Here is a 20167-nt window from a genome sequence, read left to right as displayed (position 1 = left end):
CATTTTAGAAGTTTGTTATCAATTAGATAAAGGGAGAGAAATATGATTCTTTTTGGCGAAAGCCTTAATGTTATTTCCAAGGTAATTGGAAAAGCATACAGAGAACGTGACGCGAAACCTATTCAGGCGGAGTGTCTAGAACAAAAAAAACTTGGTATGGACTATATTGATATCAATCTCGGGCCTGCCAAAAAAGATGGCCACGAGTTGATGCCTTGGGTTTGCCAGGTCGTCCAGGAGGTTGTACCCGAAATGCCTCTTCTCCTCGACACATCTAATATCGCTGCGATCGAAGCGGGTTTGAAGGTGCTTAAACCTTCAAGCAAGCCACATATCGTCAACTCCATTATGGCTCGTCCCGAGCGATATACTGAGATGCTGCCGATGGCTGCCAAATACGAGGCAGACATTGTTGCTCTTATGTGGGGACCTGATGGTCTTCCGCGTGACGAGAACGAGCGCGCCTCTCTTTGCGTAGAATTACTGTATGCTGCAAATGAAGCCGGTATTCCCAATGAAAAAATCTGGGTTGACGGCATTGTCACTCCGGTGAACATCCAGCAGGCACAATCCGTAGCTCTGCTTAATTTCCAAATGATGCTGGAAGATATTGCCCCAGGCGCCATGTCTACCTGTGGTCTTTCAAACATCTCCAATGGTCCTCCGGTTCACCTGCGCCCAATTCTGAACAACACTTTCATGATCATGTTGGAGCGCTATGGTATGAAATCGGTTATCGCCGACCCACTTGACGCCGAGCTTATTGCCGTTGCCAAAGGAAAGCGTCCTGATATCGTTGAAGTGGTTTATCAGGCAATGGACGGCAATGCTCCCGATCTTTCAACCTTGTCCAAAGAACTTGGCGACTACGTGAAAACCGTCAAGGTTATCACCGGTGAAAGCCTCTTTTCCGATTCATACCTGGAAATTTGATCAACTGTTTTTCGCCTAAAAAGCTCCATCCTTTCGGGGATGGGGCTTTTTTTTTGTCGGTTTAATGGTTACATCAATAGTGAACCGATACTATGTATACTTCAATAAAGAGAGGAGCTATGGCAGAAGCAAATAAAGAGGCCGCTAACTGGGTGTACGTATTTGTTTGCGAGCCTGGAAAAGATGAGAGTTTTCTAGGACTCTATAACGCCGACAAGGACGTTGATTTTATTCCGGCATTTCAAACCAGAGAGGAAGCAAATGACTGCTTTTTGAATCTGCCGAGAGAGAAAGGAAAGAAGTATGAACTGCAGGCTGTGCACATCGAGGAGTTACATGATATTGCAACCAAAAGTGGGTTTGCTGTAGCTCTGGTGGACAGTGATGGAAAGGTCATCAAAGAGTGATTTCAGGCTCTTGTTCAGAGTATGCTGTTCTGGGTCGTATACAATCAACGATACAATGCAATAAAAACGAGTTGAAGGAGATTTCCCAAGGTGAGTTTAAAAATAGCAATAGGCGGCAAAGGGGGAGTCGGCAAAACCACTATAACCGCTCTTCTGGCCCGATGTCTGGCCGCCGATAAGAACAATAAAGTGATCGCCATTGACGCCGATCCAGTGGCAAACCTGGCGGCTGGACTCGGCATTCCCGAAGATAAGCCAATCACACCAATCTCTGGACTGACTGAGCTGATCGCCGAACGAACAGGGGCCAAGCCGGGGACAATGGGCGGTTTCTTTACCCTCAATCCGAAAGTCGATGATATTCCGGATCGTTTTTCTCTACAAAGAGATGGGGTGAAACTGTTGGTTATGGGCACCGTACAGAGCGGTGGCTCCGGCTGTATATGTCCTGAAAGTACTATCCTGAAAGCCTTGATGAATCATCTTGTTCTGGTCAGAGATGATATAGTTATTATGGATATGGAAGCGGGGGTAGAGCATCTTGGCCGAGCTACTTCATCTTCTGTCGATGCGCTTATTGTTGTCGTAAATCCTGGGGCAAGAAGCAGGGCCGCCGCCACAAAAATCAGAAAACTCGGCGAAGATATCGGTATTAAAAATATTCTCATTCTTGGCAACCGGGTAAACGGGCCGGAGGACGAAGAATTAATTCGTCAGTCTTTGTCTGAATTTGAAATTATCGGTTTTGTTCCCGAGCAAGATGAGATTGTTGAGGCTGATCGAGCCGGCAGAAGAGCGTTTGATGATATAACTTGTGCGCCAAAAGAACTTTTCGATATAGTCGGAAAATTAGCTGCGATGAAAAAATAATCGACTTTCTTCATCTCTACACTTGAGCCGTTCTCCCAACAAATTTTTGGTATGTTCGGCTCTGCAGTTCCACACCTGCCGTTAAATTCCTTGCTTCGCATCATATCTTCTGGTTTTTCTGTCGAATTTTCTCAGTCAAGAAACATGGGAGACAATGACAGAGATGCAATAAATCTCTTGACAATACCACACGGTGGTGCAATATTGAGGTTAACTGGGAATACTTCTCAAATGAGAATTAAGGCGCCTGTATACAACGGTAGCCATGTGATATTGTTCATGATTGCCGCCATACAGCAAAGGTCTTTTCTTGAGCTGTGTGTTCTTGAATTCAAGACCGAAAATCCCTGATATCCATTGAAATTGGAGGCATTATGGCAAAACCACTAGAACTCATCAATGTAAAGGATCTGACGATTTGCGAGTCTACTGCGCAAATGATCACCAAAGCAAGAAATGACGGAGTAGAACTCTTTTTCGACCGGGCTAACTCTATGAAGGCCTGTCCGATTGGAGAAAAGTCAGCGTGCTGTAAAATGTGTTCCATGGGGCCATGCAGGATGAACGTGAATAGCCCATACGATAGGGTTGGTGTGTGTGGCGCTACCGTAGACACTATAGTGGCACGTAATTTTGGACGGATGGTCGCAGGAGGAACTGCAGCTCATACCGATCATGGCATGGCAATGCTTGAGTTGTTCCGTGATGTCATCAGCGGCAAGACGAAAGATTATTCGATTAAGGATCCAATCAAACTGATGGAAATAGCAGCCTCACTGGACATTGTTACCGAAGGCCGAGAGCTGAAGGATATAGCAATGGATCTCTATCATGAACTGGAGAGGACCTATACGCAGGTTGACGGTGAGATTCCAATGATGAAAAGAGTACCGCCCAAAACCCTTGAGCATTGGCGTGCAGCGGGGGTGGTTCCTCGTGGGGCTATGCGGGAAATCATGGAAATGATGCATCGTACGGCCATGGGTGTGGATCAGGATTATGAAAACATAACCAAACAGATCACCCGGACAGCCCTGGCTGATGGATGGGGTGGATCGATGGTATCGACAGATATTTCGGATATTTTATTCGGTACACCATCACCGGTGGAAGTTGAAGTTGATATGGGAGTGCTGAAAGAAGACTCCGTCAATATTATTGTTCATGGTCATGAACCTAATCTTCTGGAATCGATGGTTGTTTCGGTCGCGGATCCGACTTTGCTCGAGGCGGCTAAAAATGCCGGCGCCAAAGGCATTAATCTTGTTGGCATGTGCTGTTCGGGGCTGGAAGCTCTGTCGCGGCATGGTCTGTCGCATGCGGGGAATTTCTCCAGTACCGAAGCTGTGCTGGTAACTGGTGCCATTGATGCCATGACCGTTGACATACAATGCATTAAACAAGGTCTGCAGAAAGTTGCAGATTTTTATGACACGCCTTTTATTACCACCAATTATCGGGCCAAGATCGAAGGCGCCCAGCATATCCAGCTGGAGGAGCATGATCCGCGCGAATGCACCGATGAGATTGTCATCAAGGCGATTACCAGGTTCAAAAACCGTAAAAAACCAATACAGATTCCGAGAAATAAAACCAAGGGAGTGCACGGATTCTCTTTTGAGTACATTAATTATATGTTGGGGGGATCGTTCAGGGGCAGTTATACGCCACTTAACGAGAACATTATCAACGGCAGGATTCGCGGTGTAGCGGGAGTGGTTGGGTGTACCAACCCACGATCCAAACAGGATTATTCCCATGTTGAACTGGTAAAAGAACTGATCCGCAATGATGTGCTGGTGCTGCAGACCGGGTGCTCACAAATGGCTCTTGCCAAAGCCGGACTCACCGGACCCGGTGCGGCGGCCCTTGCCGGTCCTGGCTTAGCCGAAGTCTGTGAGACCGTCGGCATGCCGCCGGTTCTTGGTCTGGGATCCTGTGTCGACAATAGCCGGATTCTCATAGCAGCTTCGGAAATGGTGAAAGTAGGTGGCCTTGGCGACTGTATTGCCGACCTTCCTGCCGCCGGTTGTGCTCCGGAATGGATGAGTGAAAAAGCCATTGCCATTGGTCATTATTTTGTCGCATCCGGCGTATATACTGTTTTTGGCCATAACTTTCCGATGACGAAGGGGACTAAATTCGAGAAGCATTTGTTTGAAGATCTTGAAACACTTGGTTTTGGCAAGTGGGGCTTTGCTGACGATCCGAGAGAAATGGCTAGGTTGATGATTGCCCATATTGACAAAAAGCGTAAAGAACTTGGCATTGATAAGGCGCGTGATCGGGTTCTGATGGATATGGCTGACAGACAAGCACTTGCTATCGAATAATCTTAACGGGGAGATGCCAGGTAAAAAAAAATCTGGCATCTCCCTCTGACTGCTGGCCAGATTGTCAGTTTCACAAAAGTTGTCGGGAGAAGCATATGGCTATTTTTGCTGGAAGATACCGGTGGGAAGGAACAAAAACCGGTGAGCGTGACCCTATTGCCTGGTCTTCAGGTGCCTACGACGTGAAAATATTCAAATGTGTGGCTTCTTCTGACAAAGTACAGCAGCTCAAACCGTATGTCTGTATCTACGCAGCGACAGGTGAAGGGCAGTCAATTTCGGCAAACCCCGAAAAATTTGCAAAACAGATATGCAATGATTTTTCTCTGGATATTGAAAGGGTATTGTGGGTTGAAGATCTTCTGACGATGGAGGACAGATATGAAGTTATATTATTTTCCCGGTCAACAAAAATTGGCACGACTGTCCTCTATAAAACGACGAAGCGCCGGCCTCTCGAGTCTGAATTGCAGGTGATCGAACGGGAATGAGCTGCGCATGGGATAGTGATGGATTTTGAAATTGATCGGATAAAAGAAAGATTGCTCAGGCTGGATGAAGAAATCGCCGAGACAATGCGGAGATTGCCGGCCCACTCGGTGAAGCCGCCAGTTATGATGGATCTCTTGCAGCTTGAAGACGAGCGGGATCAGCTCCTGCAAATATTAAAAGACAGACGGTAGGTTATCGGACACAGCCTGCAGCAGGGAAACTATTTCAGGAATGGATGCTATTTATGCATGGTCCAATTATCTTCTTCTGGCGTTTTGCGATTTTCGACGTATAATCTTCGTTGATGTCGAAATGCAGCAGAACAGTTAATTTTGCCCAAAAGGAGACAGACATGACCGATCAACATTGTCCAGGATTTGAAAGCAACAAAACACTGAAAGAAGTAAAAGTAAGATGTCCGGAATGTGGCAAAGAGTGGGAAATATTTTCCGATGAAGCTGATAAAAAGACAAAGTGCGCCGCTTGTGGTGCTGTGGTCGATCCGAAAACCTGTGCTGTGAAATAACTGCGGTCTGCTATAGCTTGGCCTGACAGAAAAACTCCCCTTTAAACTCCTCTGGAATTATCTATTTCAGAGGAGTTTTTTTTATTCCAATGTGATTTTACCTCTAAACCTCAGATCCCTCTGTATCTTCTAAGCTGAACTTTAGTGGTAATCACATATTCACATCCTGCATATATTCCATCCCGGGTAAAATGCCAGGTACAGACGATCTGCCCATCTGCGCTGATTGCTGTTCGTCATTAATTGTTTGGCCCGCTTAAGTTTTCGGTATGCCTTGTCGATTCCTGAGGCTGTAAAATCAGGAAAAGCCACTGGTCGAGGTTTTCTAGCCCCAATTATTCCGATCTTTTGAGTGCATTCAATCTGAAAAAGTGAAGATGGTCTGGTTGGATCCAAAACATTCGGTCTTGTTGCCTGTGGCGATGGAGATTCGATTTCCATTTTTATCTTCACTTTTAAAATCGCAAGTGATACACCAAAGTTGGTTTCCCGTTCTTTGTAACAACAAACGTAGCCGACCTTTTTCGTCTCGGCTGGCTGATCAGATCTGTCTTTACAGCAAATAATACATCTCGCGATATGTCCTGAATACGTCTCTACGTTTATGAAACAACCGCGCCGGTATCAGATAATAGCTGGTTGAAAAATAGCTGCTGCTCCTATGGGCAGGTAATATCAATAATATTTTATAATGAGGAGTTGTACGATGTTGAACCGATTTTCTGTCAAAGGCAGAATGTATCTCATCATAGTAGCCATCCTGGCTTTGTTTCTAATCATGGTGTTCTTTGCCATTCAAAACGGGAATAGGGTTCGAGATATGGGGCTTGCCAAAACTGGTGAAGTAATGCTTGTCGATCAGAAGGCCAAACTGCAAGTAGCTAGTCATTCAGTTGCCTTGGCAGCGGGGCACGCTGTTGAGGAGACAGAAGTTCTTGATGAAAAAATTAAAATTATCCGTAAGTTAATTGACGATATCCGTTTTGAAAGCGACAATTCAGGATATTATTTTGTCTATAATGGCACCACCAACGTGGCCTTACCGCCGAAAAAAGAATTGCAGGGTAAAGATCTTGGAGATTTGAAGGATAAGAATGGAGTTTACCTTGTTCGAGATCTGCGGGATAAAGCTAAAGGCGGTGGAGGGTTTGTCGAATATATATGGCCGAAACCGGGGGCGGGAGACGTGGCAAAACTGAGCTACGCTGAGATGATTCCCGGAACGGAGATGTGGATAGGTACAGGAATTTATCTGGATAATATCGCTGCCTATAAAACCTCCATGGCAGAAGAGCTCAATTCTCAGGTCTCCAAAAATGTCACCACTATGCTTCTCATTGCCGGAGCAATTTTCATTGGGATAATATCCTTGTGTCTGATTATTATTTTTGGCATAGCAAAAGCGTTAAAGGTCATGGTTCTGAATTTCCAGGATATCGCAGAAGGTGAAGGGGATCTGACCAAGCGTATTGTTCTCAACTCAAAGGATGAAATTGCTGAGTTGGCCAAATGGTTCAATATTTTTATTGAAAAATTGCAGAAGATTATAAATTCCATCTCAATTAATACGAAGACATTGGGACAGGAATCAATGAATCTGTCAAAGTTTGCCGCAGATCTTGCTGAAAATGCTCAAGGAACATCGGCTCGATCTGAAAATGTCGCAACTGCCGCAGAAGAGATGAGTGCGAATCTTAATAACGTGGCTGCTGCCATGGAACAATCCACGACAAACACCAGTATGGTAGCAAGTGCTGCAGAGGAAATGACTGCCACTATCAATGAAATTGCCAACTACTCTGGAAAAGCACATGATATCTCCTTGAAGGCGGTTAAACAGGCAGAGGGTACCTCGGTCAGAATGGCGCAACTCGGGGCATCAGCCGATGCGATAAGTAAAGTCACTGAAACGATAACTGAAATTTCCGAGCAGACCAATCTCCTGGCACTCAATGCAACGATTGAGGCAGCTCGGGCGGGGGAGGCAGGGAAGGGATTTGCCGTTGTTGCCAATGAAATAAAAGAACTCGCCAAGCAGACTGCAATGGCTACACTTGATATCAAAACTAAAATTGATGATGTGCAGAAGACAACCAGCGGTACCGTGGAAGATATTGAGGAAATCAGCTCTGTTATAAATAGTGTAAACGAAATTGTGGCGACAATTAGCAGGGCTGTCGGTGAGCAGTCGAAAGCCACCCAGGAAATTGCTCTCAATATTAACCAGGCAGCAGAGGGGCTCGGCGAGGTGAATATCAATGTGAGTCAGGTCTCCGTTGTTGCTTCAACAATCACCCAGGAAATCGCCCTCGTCAATTCGGCGTCCACAGATGTTTCGAAAACCAGTTCAGAGGTTCAGGTCAGTAGCCAGAATCTGCAGTCACTTTCGCTTGATTTGCATAATGCCGTGTGCAGTTTTAAGATTTAGCTTGGCCTGCCCCCAACAGGATACCAATTGGGATGGCTGTTCAATTGGTATCCTGCTCACTATTACCTGCCGCCACGAATCACCCTCTTCTCGGTGACGACCAGATCAAGCAATTCGTCGTGGTCCTGTAACGGGGCTTTTTCGATGATCTGCAACTCGAAGGCAAGACCTATTCGGGCCGCCGTCGGGACTTTGGCCAGGAACCGGTCATAGTAGCCGCCACCATAACCGAATCGTCCGCCTCTTTCATCAAAGACAGAACCGGGCAGGAGGATTGTCTCGATTTCTTCCGGGGCAACCAATGCCGTTGTGCAGAGTTCATCTTTTGGTTCGGGAATATTGCAATATCCGGGAACGAGATCGGTCAGCCGATTGGTGATGTGAATGGCATCCAGCCTTTTTTCCTTTATTCTGGTTATGGGTACAATGACAGTTTTGCCCAGCTCGATCAGGCTGTCGATGAGCGAAAGGGTCGCGACTTCGCTTCTGAAACTGACATAGACAAATATCGACTGGTGCTTCCGCAACTGATCAAGTTCCAGCAGGCGTTGTTGAATGGCGAATGATTTTGTCTCAATTTCCTGTTGGGTAAGTTTGTTGCGAGCTGCCAGAATGTCTTTTCGCAGCTGGGCTGAATCGAGCATGGTATGATCTCCAATGAGTGTTAAATTATCGAATATTTACATCAATCAGGCCAAAAGAACCGGATAAATTCTTTCACCGCACAATTATTTAAAAAGACAACTGAATTGCTACCATCTCACTAAAATCGTTGAATTATATAGAGATAGGTCGGAAGCCTGCTTTGAATCTTGATCCGGTTGAACTCGAACAGACGGGTGCGCGACGGTCGATCAAAGGTCAGAGGTGAAAAATAGATAGAGCCCTTGGGTTTTACGTGGACCTGTTGTTCCCTGATCAGGTGGAGAATTTTTTTATAATGGTTGTCCGGCAGGTTTTCATCCATTATAAAATTAGCCGTTATTTCCACCGAAGGAAAACGGTCGTTGATATCCTGTCCGCGCCAGAAGGCTTCTTGCACCAGCCTTTCCGTCAGAGGCTTGCCAATTTTGTCCAGGGTTTGCTGATCTGCTGATTCCAGACCGATATTGATATAAGTCATTGCGCCGGATTCGACCAGCTGTCGAAAAAAAGCATCCGGCTTATTTAGTAATGAGGTGACTGAACCAAAAAGGAAAACATTGGTTCCTGCCGTATAAGAATGATCAAAGTCGAACTCTTTACAGGCGGTCTCAATACTAAAGAGAATACGTTCGGGACTGGACTGCAGGGCGTCGTGTTCACCGAGAAAGAGGCTGTTATAATTGATGAGATCGCGACCATAGAGTTTTGCAAGGCGGCTGATCTGTGCACGAATCTCCGCATCGCTTTTTTCGGTAAAAACCGTGTTGTTTTTTACCTTGCAGAATGCGCACTTGTACAGACAACCCTCGGATATTGTCAGTGGGATGATGTTATAATCGACATGTCTGGCATCCGGGGGGAGAACAGAGATTCGTCCGCCGATGATTTCGTGCAGCAGCTGCGCTTTCTGTTCTAATTTTTCCGGACTGTTGGTGATAACTTGGTTGAGAAAATTGCCGAAATGACGCGGTAAATCCGTTTGCTGTGCCTGCAGTTCTAAAAGAAACTGGTACCATGAGCCGGAAATCCGGGTAATCTCTTCGTGGGCAAAAGGGTGACCGCCCAGGATGCTGTTGGTCGGATACTGGAAATTTGGCAGGTAATATTCGCCTGTGGCCTCAAAAACTCCGGTATATCCACCGGTTGAATAATAAACCCAGTCATTGCCCGGTGTTCGCTTGAGCCATTCATGAGGATGGGCCCACTCTCTTCCTTTGCCTTTAGCCCGAAATATTTCGCTATTCAGATTAAATTGAAAGATGAACTCTTTTGTCTCAATTTCACTGTATATACCGCAATGTATCGGAAAACTCATTTTGCTGTAGGTCGTACTGCCCTGTTTCAGGTGAGTAATTTTTACGTCCTTCGTGGCATAAATCCTGCTTTCTACGGTGGTCAATGAGTTCTGCTGCATAATCTCTGTTTATAACAAACTGAAGATGTAAAATAAAGGGACTCTGGATGTGTTACTTACCGGATAGTCTGAATCTTGTCAAACAGCTGAGTATCAACGCAATATCAATTAAATAATTTTGTGAATGATAAATTTTAAACTTATTGGAAACAATCTCGATTTTGCGTTATAGTAGGACGTTTTGTGATGATAGATATCGATTTTATTCTTTAAAGACTAGAAAATACGAAAGGGGAGAGAATAACAGCACAACCAGAATGCGACAAGGTACCAGATAGGAAGTGATTATATGAAGAAGCGAAACGAAGTTTTTCCACACTCCAGAAGAGTTGCTATATGCCTGGAGTAGATAATCATCATTTATGGGGTATGTAAATGGAAAAGCAGATGACGGAAACGCTGGAGGCCATATATGATAAATGTATGGCCAACGAAGACAATATTATCACAATATTGCAGGAAATACAAAGTAAAATCGGGTACATACAGGAAGAAGCTGTAAACTGGTTTTCTGAGCGAACGAATATCCCACCTTCCAAATTTTACGGAGTTGTAACCTTTTATTCCCAGTTTCATCAAAATCCACGCGGTAAAAATATTGTCACCGTTTGCTGCGGAACCGTATGTCATGTCAAAGGCGCCCCTCGTGTCATCTCCAAGGTTCGCGAAGATCTTAAACTAAAAGAAGATCAGGATACAACCAAGGACATGTTGTTTACCCTTGAACGTGTCAACTGTGTGGGTGCCTGCAGTATTGCCCCGGTTGTTCTGATTAATGAAAAGGTGCTTGGTAAGGTAACCCCAAGTAAAATAGTTAAGAGTCTCAAAGATTATAAGGGATAAACCATGAGCAGCGAAATAATTGTCAATGTGTGCATGGGTACCGGTGGTATCGCTGCCGGCGGCGACCTGGTGATGGAGGAGTTCACCAAGCAGTTCGAGGCTGCCGGTATCGAAAACGCTACTGTCAAAGAAAAATGCAAACTCCACAAAGTTGGTTGCCGCGGTTTTTGTGCCCGCGATGTTCTGGTCGATGTAAATGTGGATGGTGCCGTTTCGACCTATCAATATATTCAACCTGAAATGGTGAGTCGACTTATTCAGGACCATGTTGTCGGGGGACGGCCGGTCAAGGAATGGCTGGTGGGCGATGATTACCATACCTTTCATGACAATCAGACCAAGATAGTTCTGGGTGATTTGGGCAAGATCAATCCGGAATCTATTAATGATTATTTGGGTGTGGATGGCTATAAGGCTGCCGAAAAGGCACTGACGACCATGACTCCCGCGGAAGTTATCGCCACGGTTAAAGAGTCAGGACTGCGCGGAAGGGGAGGCGGTGGCTTTCCGACTGGCTTGAAATGGAGTTTTTGTGCCGCCAATAAATCCGACCAGTATTATATTATCTGCAATGCCGACGAGGGTGATCCCGGCGCTTTCATGGACCGTTCGGTTGTCGAGGGCAATCCCCATGCGGTGATTGAAGGAATGATCATCGGTGCCTATGCAATTGGTGCCAGCATCGGCTATGTTTATATTCGCGCTGAGTATCCACTGGCCGTCGACCGGCTGCATATGGCTTTGAAAGCGGCGAAAGAACACGGCTACCTGGGTGAAAAGCTTTTCGGTACCGATTTTAACTTTAAAATAAAAGTTAAACTGGGCGCCGGTGCTTTTGTCTGCGGTGAGGAAACTGCGCTGATCGCCTCGATCGAAGGGGAGCGGGGGATGCCGCGAGCAAAGCCGCCATTCCCTGCCAACAAGGGATTGTGGGGCAAACCGACCATTATCAACAACGTCGAGACTTTTGCCAATCTTCCCCATATTCTCAACAAAGGGGCCGCCTGGTATGCCTCGATTGGATCGGAGAAGAGTAAGGGGACCAAGGTTATTGCCCTGACCGGAAAAATCAGGAATACCGGTCTTATTGAAATCCCCATGGGAATGCCGCTGAAAGACATAATTTTCAATATCGGCGGTGGCATAGAGGGCAACAGGCTCTTTAAGGCAGTGCAGACCGGTGGCCCGTCCGGCGGCTGTATCCCACAGCAGCACATCGATCTGCCGGTTGACTATGAAGGGCTGGCTTCGGTTGGCTCGATGATGGGTTCCGGCGGTATGGTTGTGCTTGATGAAACCGACTGTATGGTCAATATTTCCAAGTTTTTCCTGGAATTCACCCAATCTGAGTCCTGCGGCAAGTGCGTGCCCTGCAGGATCGGTACCAAGCGTTTGCTGGAAATCCTTACCCGGATCACTGAGGGTGAGGGCAAAGAAGGGGATATTGAGTTGCTGCAGGAACTCGCCGAAGATGTGCGTGACTCGAGTCTGTGCGGTCTTGGTATGTCAGCGCCCAATCCAGTGCTTAGCACCATTAAATATTTCCGTCATGAGTACGAGGCCCATATCAAGAACAAGAAATGTCCGGCCAAGGTGTGTAATAAACTGCTGACATTTTTCATTCGTGAAGATATGTGTGTTGGGTGCGGTATGTGCCTCCGGGCCTGTCCGGTCAACGCCATTTCCGGTGAGAAAAAAATGCCGCATAAGGTTGACAATAACCTTTGCATTCAATGCGGATCCTGTTTTGATGCTTGCAAATTCAGCGCCGTATTAAAGGAGTAGTCACCATGATAAATCTAACTATAGATGGTAAGTCGATTGAGGTTGCTGAAGGCACTACTGTCTTAGAGGCAGCGAAACAGCTGGGAATAAAAATTCCGACTCTGTGTCATGACGACCGGCTGAAGCCATTTGGCGCCTGCCGGCTCTGTATTGTCGAAATCGCCGGAATGCCAAAGCCGGTAACTTCCTGTACCACCCCGGCCACCGCTGGCATGTCAGTGCAGACGCAAAGTGCGAGACTCTACAGGTTGCGAAAAACTACCGTGGAACTCCTGCTTTCCGATCACCCGAATGACTGTATGACCTGTATCGGGACGGGAGAATGTGTATTGCAGGAACTTGCTTACCAGTACGGCATTCGCGAAAATCGTTTTGCCGGTGCGATGCGTGAGCATAAACGTGTCGACCATAATCCTTTTATTACCAGGGATCAGAACAAATGCGTTATGTGTGGGCTCTGTGTTCGGGTATGTGACGAGGTTCAGGGCATTGGTGCGATCGGCTATGCAGAAAGGGGCTTTGAGGCAAAAGTTATCCCGCCGTTCGGTCATGATCTGGACTGCGTATTCTGCGGGCAATGTATTTCCGTTTGCCCAACAGGCGCTCTCTCCGGTTCCATCTGGTCAGGCAAGCCTCGTATGGAAGGTGTTAAATTCACCGACACCACCTGTACCTACTGCGGCTGTGGCTGTAATATCACCTTGCGCAGCCATGGTGATCAGGTTATCCGGGTGGAATCGAAATCGGACAACCATAATCGCGGCTGGCTTTGTGTCAAAGGACGGTTCGGTTTTGACTTTATTAACAGCACTGATCGGTTAACGACCCCTCTTATCAGAAGAGAAAAGGGTGGGCACTTTGAAAAAGCCACCTGGGATGAAGCTCTTGACCATATTGCCAAAAAGTTTAACGAAATAAAGGAGAAGAACGGTCCAGATGCCCTTGCCGGACTCAGTTCCGCCCGTTGTACCAACGAGGAGAATTATCTTTTCCAGAAACTTTTTCGAGCCGGGATCGGGACCAATAATGTCGATCACTGCGCTCGTTACTGACACAGTGCAACAGTGGCCGGTCTGGCCACGAAATTTGGTTCCGGTGCAATGACCAATTCAGTCGCCGAGATTGCTGAAAATGAAGCGATGTTAGTCATTGGGTCCAATACAACGGAGAATCATCCGATTATCTCGCTGCGGATGAAAGAGGCGGTAGCAAAAGGTGCCAAACTGATTGTCGCCGATCCCCGGAAAATTCCACTGGTGAAGTTTGCCACCCTCTGGTTGCGACACCGTCCGGGGACCGATTCTACTCTGTTGAACTCGATTATGAATGTTATTCTTGCTGAGGGGTTAGAGGATAAGAAGTTTATAAAGGACAGAACTGAAGGATACGAAGAGTTCGTCAAGTCTCTTGAAAGTTTCACTCCGGAATATGGTGAAGAAATCACCGGTGTTCCTGCAGAGGACATAAAAAAAGCTGCGCGAATCTTCGCCTCTGCTAATAACGCTGGAATATACTATGCCATGGGTATCACGCAACATGTCATGGGTACCTATAATGTCTGTGCGGTCGGCAACCTGGCAATGGTAACGGGCAATGTGGGTAAATATGCAGCCGGTGTCAATCCACTGAGGGGCCAGAACAATGTTCAGGGTGCCTGCGATATGGGGAGCTTGCCGAATGTGTATCCCGGTTATCAGAAAGTTGATATTCCGGCGATCAAGCAGAAGTTTGAAACAGCCTGGGGCAAAACTCTTTCAGGCAATGTCGGCCTGACAGCCTCTGAAATGACTGGAGCAATGCTTGATGGAACACTGAAGGGATTGTATGTTTTTGGTGAGAATCCAGCACTTTCTGACCCCAATACTACCCATTCGGTGAAAGCTTTTGCGGCGCTCGATTTTCTGGTAGTTCAGGATATTTTCATGACCGAAACTGCCCAGCTGGCCGACGTGGTTCTACCTGGAACCACTTTTGCTGAAAAAGAGGGGACCTTTACCAGTTCTGAAAGACGGGTACAACGGGTAAGAAAAGCGATCAAATCTCCCGGGGAAGTAAGACTGGATCTGGATATTATCGACCAGATCTATAAGCGCGTATCAGGGGAGGGAGATGTCAATCAATCCCCGAATCCATCCGATCTTTTCGATGAGGTTGCAGCACTCTGGCCTGGTATTGCCGGTATAAATTATGACCGATTGGAAAAAGAAGGTCTGCAGTGGCCATGTCCAACCGCAGATCATCCAGGAACGAAATTTTTGTTTGAACAAAGCTTTTCCAGAGAAGGTGGCAAAGCACTCTTTACTCCCGTTCCGTTTGTTGCCTCTGATGAATTGCCGGATAAAGAATATCCCTACGTGCTTACCACAGGGCGGGAACTGTTCCATTATCATACCGGCACGATGACCAGAAGGTCTACAGGGCTTAACAGGATAGCCCCGGAAGCTTTTGTAGAAGTCAATCCAGCCGATGCGGATGTTCTCGGAGTCGGTCAAGGTGAGTTTTTGACGGTCAGCTCCAGACGCGGCTCTATTAAACTGAAGGCAAAGGTCAGCAAAATTGTGCCGCCGAATGTTGTCTTTATCCCATTTCACTACAAAGAAGCGGCGGCCAACCTGCTTACCAGTGATGCTATGGATCCAATCTGTAAGATCATGGAAGCGAAAGTATGTGCTGTACGTATCGAGAAGTAGTGATTAATAGTTGTCTATAACAAGACATAACGGTCCATCATGGGAAGTTGAGTTGTGATGCGCTTAACTTCCCATTTTTTATGGTGAATCAGATTGCTGCTTGGGCAAAACCTAAAAAATCATGCGTTGATCCGAGAGCGTGTAAACAAGATGAACAGTTCGATACTTATTGAAACTGCAGCGACAAAAATAACTGATTGCGAGAGTGTTATTCTCGTTCCTGAGATGGCCTTGCAGGAAGCTGGGTTTATCAAAACATTTACTGCAAAAGACAGTGCCAGTGCTAAACATGAATATCATGCCCTCGCACAAATGGCCTATTTTCAGTATCAGGATGATGAACTGGAGATTATCGAAGCCGGCAGCCCACTGACTATTACTTGTGGCGAAGAATCCACTTCGATAGACGATGGGATGGTGCTTTATCGTACCGGGGATGGCTCTTTTCACGTTCTGGCCCATGGATCACAAAACAGAAAGAAACTCCTTGAAGCGGCCTACAGGTATTGTACTCGCTGGGTCCGTCTGGATATTTGATAGAGTTTATATGAGGTAGTCGTTGTGAAAAATGATAATAAACAATCAAAACAGAAGATCTTGATCTTTCAGCAAAATGGAAGCGGTGAAACAAAAATAAATGGTTTACGGCGCTACGGCAAAGATTTGTTTGAGCTGGAAGTTATCAATATTGATAAAATATTGCCGCCGGTGCTCGATGATACCCGGGCCTATCTTCCCCGCAATATCAGCTGTGATCTGGTGCTTGATTTTCTTCGGCACAACGATTTATCAACCGACCTGGCCGCTCTCTGCGCGCAAAAGGATATTCCGATTATTGCCTCGGGGAAAAAGATAGTGGGTGAAAAATCGATTACCCCACCAACCTGCTGTGGTCTTCCCCGTCTGACAGGTCTTGGTAATTATGGTGAGTATTTCGGGGCACCGGAATTTGAAGTTGAGATTGAGGATGGCAAGATAGCAGGGGTAACGGTCGTTCGCGGTGCGCCATGCGGGGCATCGTGGGAGGTGGCAAGGCGGCTTATTGGTCATCCGGCAGAGGATGCGGCGCGGAAGGTTGGTCTTGAAACGCAGTTTTACTGTTCTGCCAATCCGGCTGGCTGGGATCCTATATATGGCAAAAGCCCGGTCCATTTTGCCGGTAAAATCCATAGCAAGCAACTCAAGAAGGCGATTGAGAAGGTGCTGGCGCTTTTATAAATAAGACGTAGTAGAATAATACAAAAGGCCATCGCCGACAGGCGATGGCCTTTTGTATTACCAGTTCTTCTTGAGTACTTCAAAATAACCGGGAGGTTTCACACAGGCGGGACATTTATCCGGCGGACTCGTGCCTTCGTGGAGATACCCACAGCTGAGACATTTCCAGGTAACAGGCTGATCGCGCTTGAAAACCCTGCCGGAAACAAGGTTTTCGGCAAGAGCCCGAAACATTAATTCGTGGTTTTTCTCAGAAACATTTATGGCATGGAAGGTGTCGGCTGCCCGGTGAAAACCTTCTTCTTCGGCCTCTCTGGCAAAGACTGCATACATTTGGTCGTGAACGTACAACTCAAGTTCTGCAGAACTGATCAGATTAGCATGGGTATCTTTTATGACGCCTGCAGGAAATATTCCGGTAATTTCCAGTTCACCGCCATTGAAAAATTTGAAAAAGCGCAGCCCATGTTCATATTCCTGTTGGGCCGTTTCATCAAAAAGATTGGCTATCTGGATATACCCATCCTCCCTGGCCTGGGTTGCAAAAAAATTATAACGGGTTCGCGCCTGGGTCTCGGCTGAATAGGAAAGAAGAAGGTTTCTGGCTGTCTTGCTGTCACGAAAAACGGCCATTATCGATCTCCTATTCTTCTATAGTGATCGCGTTGGCACCGCATTCGGCAGCAGCCTGTCGCACTACCGCTTCAAGATGCTTGGGAATTTCGTCAAACTTAACGATGGAAAGAAGTTGATCTTCATCATATTCGAACACTTCCGGACATAATTTATTGCAGTTTCTGTCGCCCATGCACTCTTTTGAAATCACTGCTTTCATAGTTCTCTCCTTAAGTTCATATTTATCCACATCGTATGGTTGTGGAAGTAACAACGACCGCTGTAACGTTGATCAATCTGTCAGGATTTAAGCTAAGATAATCGTCTCTGAAAAATCTTGCCACCTGGAAATGCGTATCTTACCCATTATTTCCTGTGCAGGTAGATCAATCAAGATCATAGGAAACCTTGGGTACCGTGTAAGGTACTTGTATGTATTCAAAAACTTTGGCTGTTTTGTTCCATCCGCTCTGATTGAGGAGTCTGGAAAAGTTGAAACCGATACCGGCAAAGAGAGATCTGGTATCTTCTTTATCGGGATTGCCGAATCCCCTGGTGTAGTATCCCGCCGATAACTCGACGTATTTTAGAAATGTGTTTTCAAATGAGTCAAACCCATCCAATTTAAGAACCATTGAATAATACTGGTTGTAATAGTCATCAAAAATACCTTTGATAGAATCATTGATAACATACTCCACTCTGAGGTCAATTTTACGGTCGAGTTCCGGGTATCTTGCCATCAATACACTGGTCAGTGCGCCCAGGGTGTTCATGGTCATATCCTCCCATGAAAAACCCTGTGTTTCACTGGTTGCATCGCCTAGTTCCATTGCGAATTGCACAGTCCACGAGGACAGAGCGGCATATATGTTCGCTTTCTTTGGCTCGTAGCCCCAGCCCGTGTAGAGACTGGTTAGTGCATCCGAGAAGGCGTACGTTGACCATAAATGACCACATTTATCGGCGCCGCCATATTTGGTATCACGACCGAACCATTCCTCATGACCTATAGTAAATCCTTCTGAACCGTAGTCCCATGTTGCCAATCCCCATATGCCGATAGCTGTTGCCGCGGCAAGGTTGGTGTAGAGCATCTTCTGTGATTTAGGTTGACGGGACCACCAGCTGTCTGAGGGGGTATTTCCGGCAGATACATCGGTAGCTGGGCCGGAAACGGCAACGTTTGTCGCTGGATGAAGAGACGGGGCCGAAGGGAGTGGCGGATTGTCTGGTTGCGAGGGCATGGGTTTGTCGTCAAGCACTGCGTCTGCAGTATATGCATTGTCAAGGGAGGTGTCCTGCAGGTCCGCACCGCGCAGATCGGCGCCGGCAAGGTCTGTGCCGGCGAAAATGGCACCGATCAGCCTGGTGTTTTTAAGATTTGCACTGGACAGATTGGTTAAAGAGAGTTTGGTGTGCGACATATCCGCTCCCTCCACATCAACCCCCGACAGATCAAGTCTGGTCAGGTCGAGTCCGGTAAGATCGCATCCCCGGCAACCTCTGGTTGTCATCAGTCTTTCTAGATTCTGCCGAGGTTCGACATTTTCAGCTGATAACACCCCGTGGGCATTGCCAACAATGATTGCCTGCAGGCATGCCAAAGAAGCAATTGTACGAATGGGACTTTTCATGAATAATTGTGTTGGTGTTTGAGATAAAGAGAAATGAAAAAATGAATAAAGCCCTAGACATTGTTCCAGAAAATATTAAAAAGAAATGTAGTGATACTCTGAATTATGAAGTTTCGTCAAGTACTGGTTGGGTAAAATCAATCGGTAAGGTAAGCATTAAATCGACGAGGATTTATTTCTGCGGCAGCAAGCTGCAGTTTTTCGAATAAAGCACCTGGAGGTTGGCAAATGGTTGTTGCGAAAAACGCAATGGAGATTTTTAGTATTCTCGACAAAAGTAACTGCAAAAAATGCGGTGAAAAAACCTGCCTGGCGTTTGCAGGTGCCGTCTATATGGGGAACCGCAGAATTGAGGATTGTCCCAATCTGAGCAGTGCGGATATTGCAAAGTTTACGACACCGTCCGCAAATGAGAATAGTCCGGAGGCTCAGCAGGAAGCGTATATAGCGGAGCTGATTGATGACGTAATCAAACTCGATTTTCCACCGGTGGCCGAACGAATAGGTGCCCGGATGCATGGCAGTGTGTTGACGGTTAACATCCTTGGCAAGAATATCGGCATACGTACGGACGGAACTTTTGCCACCGACCTGCATGTCATCCCCTGGGTGATTATTCCGCTGCTGGATTATGTTTTGCATTGCCAGGGCGTCCCGGTTTCCGGTGACTGGATATCTTTTCGGGAAATTATCGGTGGAAAAGAAAAATATGCTCTTTTTAAGAAGAGGGGAGAAGATGTTTTAAAACAGCTTGCCGACAAATATACTGATTTTTTCGATGATATTGTCCATATGTTCAATGGCAAAAGAGTTGAAAAACGTTTTGAGTCCGATGTCTCCGTTGTCCTGTACCCCTTCCCGCTGGTGCCGATTATGATCTGCTACTGGAAACCGGATGAAGGGCTGGGATCCAGCCTGAACCTGTTTTTCGATAAAAGTGTGGATGTTAACCTGGGGGTTGACTCAACTTATTTTCTGGGAACAGGATTGGCCAATATGTTTCATAAGTTGGCTGAGCAGCACGGTTTTTAGTGAATTAGAAATAATTTTCTTGCGCTTTTGGCAAGAAAATTATTTCGTTAATGAACTTATCCCGCAATGCTTTTTGGCGGGATTGGTGAGTTGTTGACAAACTTCTTGCGCTTTTGGCAAGAAAATTATTTCGTTAATGAACTTATACCCCTCAAGGGGGCACTAAAAAGAGTCCCGCAATGCTTTTTGGCGGGATTGGTGAGTTGTTGACAAACTTCTTGCGCTTTTGGCAAGAAAATTATTTCGTTAATGAACTTATACCCCTCAAGGGGGCACTAAAAAGAGTCCCGCAATGCTTT

19 protein-coding genes are annotated in these 20167 nt (G+C 46.4%); 14 read left to right on the top strand and 5 right to left on the bottom strand.

All coding sequences use genetic code 11. The annotated features are described in order from the left end of the window. Positions 1-42: 42 nt before the first annotated feature. The 8 genes from FCL47_RS11600 (at position 43) to FCL47_RS11565 (ending at position 7989) form a co-directional block, all read left to right on the top strand. Positions 43-933 carry a dihydropteroate synthase gene (locus FCL47_RS11600; RefSeq protein ID WP_136813681.1) on the top strand — a complete coding sequence of 297 codons (891 nt, stop codon included), beginning with the start codon at positions 43-45 and terminating at the stop codon, positions 931-933. Between the two features lie 92 nt (positions 934-1025). Continuing rightward, positions 1026-1340: a DUF3110 domain-containing protein gene (locus FCL47_RS11595; RefSeq protein WP_136813680.1), complete on the top strand. Its 315-nt coding sequence runs from the start codon at positions 1026-1028 to the stop codon at positions 1338-1340. 90 nt (positions 1341-1430) lie between these two features. Then, a complete protein-coding gene (locus FCL47_RS11590; protein ID WP_136813679.1) occupies positions 1431-2210 on the top strand; it encodes an AAA family ATPase in 780 nt (259 codons plus the stop codon). Positions 2211-2584: 374 nt separating this feature from the next. Beyond that, the gene (gene cooS / locus FCL47_RS11585; protein ID WP_136813678.1) at positions 2585-4543 is read left to right on the top strand and encodes an anaerobic carbon-monoxide dehydrogenase catalytic subunit; all 1959 of its coding nucleotides are present in this window, start codon (positions 2585-2587) and stop codon (positions 4541-4543) included. Positions 4544-4638: 95 nt separating this feature from the next. Further along, positions 4639-5034, top strand: a complete 396-nt coding sequence (locus tag FCL47_RS11580) for a hypothetical protein (protein ID WP_136813677.1) — start codon at positions 4639-4641, stop codon at positions 5032-5034. Between the two features lie 18 nt (positions 5035-5052). Further along, positions 5053-5226, top strand: a complete 174-nt coding sequence (locus FCL47_RS11575; RefSeq protein ID WP_136813676.1) for a histidine kinase — start codon at positions 5053-5055, stop codon at positions 5224-5226. Positions 5227-5387: 161 nt separating this feature from the next. Then, a complete protein-coding gene (locus tag FCL47_RS11570) occupies positions 5388-5561 on the top strand; it encodes a hypothetical protein (RefSeq protein WP_136813675.1) in 174 nt (57 codons plus the stop codon). A 706-nt stretch (positions 5562-6267) separates the two neighbouring features. Beyond that, positions 6268-7989, top strand: coding sequence for a methyl-accepting chemotaxis protein (locus tag FCL47_RS11565; protein ID WP_136813674.1), 1722 nt, complete (start codon positions 6268-6270; stop codon positions 7987-7989). 62 nt (positions 7990-8051) lie between these two features. On the opposite strand, the gene FCL47_RS11560 is transcribed toward FCL47_RS11565, so the two are convergent. Continuing rightward, complete coding sequence (locus FCL47_RS11560; protein ID WP_136813673.1) at positions 8052-8633, bottom strand: 5-formyltetrahydrofolate cyclo-ligase; 582 nt, start codon at positions 8631-8633, stop codon at positions 8052-8054. Positions 8634-8752: 119 nt separating this feature from the next. Next, entirely contained in the window at positions 8753-10033 is a 1281-nt protein-coding gene (locus FCL47_RS11555; protein ID WP_136813672.1) for a radical SAM protein, read from the bottom strand. Positions 10034-10423: 390 nt separating this feature from the next. Here FCL47_RS11555 and FCL47_RS11550 point away from each other — a divergent pair, with 390 nt between their 5' ends. The 5 genes from FCL47_RS11550 (at position 10424) to dfsP (ending at position 16584) form a co-directional block, all read left to right on the top strand. Continuing rightward, entirely contained in the window at positions 10424-10891 is a 468-nt protein-coding gene (locus tag FCL47_RS11550; RefSeq protein WP_136813671.1) for an NAD(P)H-dependent oxidoreductase subunit E, read from the top strand. A gap of 3 nt (positions 10892-10894) precedes the next feature. Next, the gene (nuoF, locus tag FCL47_RS11545) at positions 10895-12676 is read left to right on the top strand and encodes an NADH-quinone oxidoreductase subunit NuoF (RefSeq protein WP_136813670.1); all 1782 of its coding nucleotides are present in this window, start codon (positions 10895-10897) and stop codon (positions 12674-12676) included. Positions 12677-12681: 5 nt separating this feature from the next. Then, positions 12682-15366, top strand: a complete 2685-nt coding sequence (gene fdhF, locus FCL47_RS11540) for a formate dehydrogenase subunit alpha (RefSeq protein ID WP_136813669.1) — start codon at positions 12682-12684, stop codon at positions 15364-15366. Between the two features lie 150 nt (positions 15367-15516). Then, a complete protein-coding gene (locus FCL47_RS11535) occupies positions 15517-15903 on the top strand; it encodes a hypothetical protein (protein WP_136813668.1) in 387 nt (128 codons plus the stop codon). Between the two features lie 24 nt (positions 15904-15927). Further along, positions 15928-16584 carry a DUF166 family (seleno)protein DfsP gene (dfsP, locus tag FCL47_RS11530; RefSeq protein ID WP_136813667.1) on the top strand — a complete coding sequence of 219 codons (657 nt, stop codon included), beginning with the start codon at positions 15928-15930 and terminating at the stop codon, positions 16582-16584. Positions 16585-16641: 57 nt separating this feature from the next. Here dfsP and rbr read toward each other — a convergent pair whose 3' ends face one another. From rbr to FCL47_RS11515, 3 genes are all read right to left on the bottom strand, one after another. Further along, positions 16642-17217 carry a rubrerythrin gene (gene rbr, locus FCL47_RS11525; RefSeq protein ID WP_136813666.1) on the bottom strand — a complete coding sequence of 192 codons (576 nt, stop codon included), beginning with the start codon at positions 17215-17217 and terminating at the stop codon, positions 16642-16644. A gap of 10 nt (positions 17218-17227) precedes the next feature. Then, positions 17228-17419: a ferredoxin gene (locus tag FCL47_RS11520; protein WP_136813665.1), complete on the bottom strand. Its 192-nt coding sequence runs from the start codon at positions 17417-17419 to the stop codon at positions 17228-17230. Between the two features lie 166 nt (positions 17420-17585). Next, positions 17586-18836, bottom strand: a complete 1251-nt coding sequence (locus tag FCL47_RS11515; RefSeq protein WP_136813664.1) for a DUF2279 domain-containing protein — start codon at positions 18834-18836, stop codon at positions 17586-17588. A 228-nt stretch (positions 18837-19064) separates the two neighbouring features. Between FCL47_RS11515 and FCL47_RS11510 the strand changes: the two genes are divergently transcribed. Beyond that, the gene (locus FCL47_RS11510) at positions 19065-19868 is read left to right on the top strand and encodes a DUF3786 domain-containing protein (protein WP_136813663.1); all 804 of its coding nucleotides are present in this window, start codon (positions 19065-19067) and stop codon (positions 19866-19868) included. Positions 19869-20167 lie beyond the last annotated feature (299 nt).

The sequence above is a fragment of the Desulfopila sp. IMCC35006 genome (assembly GCF_005116645.1).
Classification (GTDB): domain Bacteria; phylum Desulfobacterota; class Desulfobulbia; order Desulfobulbales; family Desulfocapsaceae; genus Desulforhopalus_A.
This window is presented reverse-complemented; position numbering and strand designations above follow the sequence as displayed.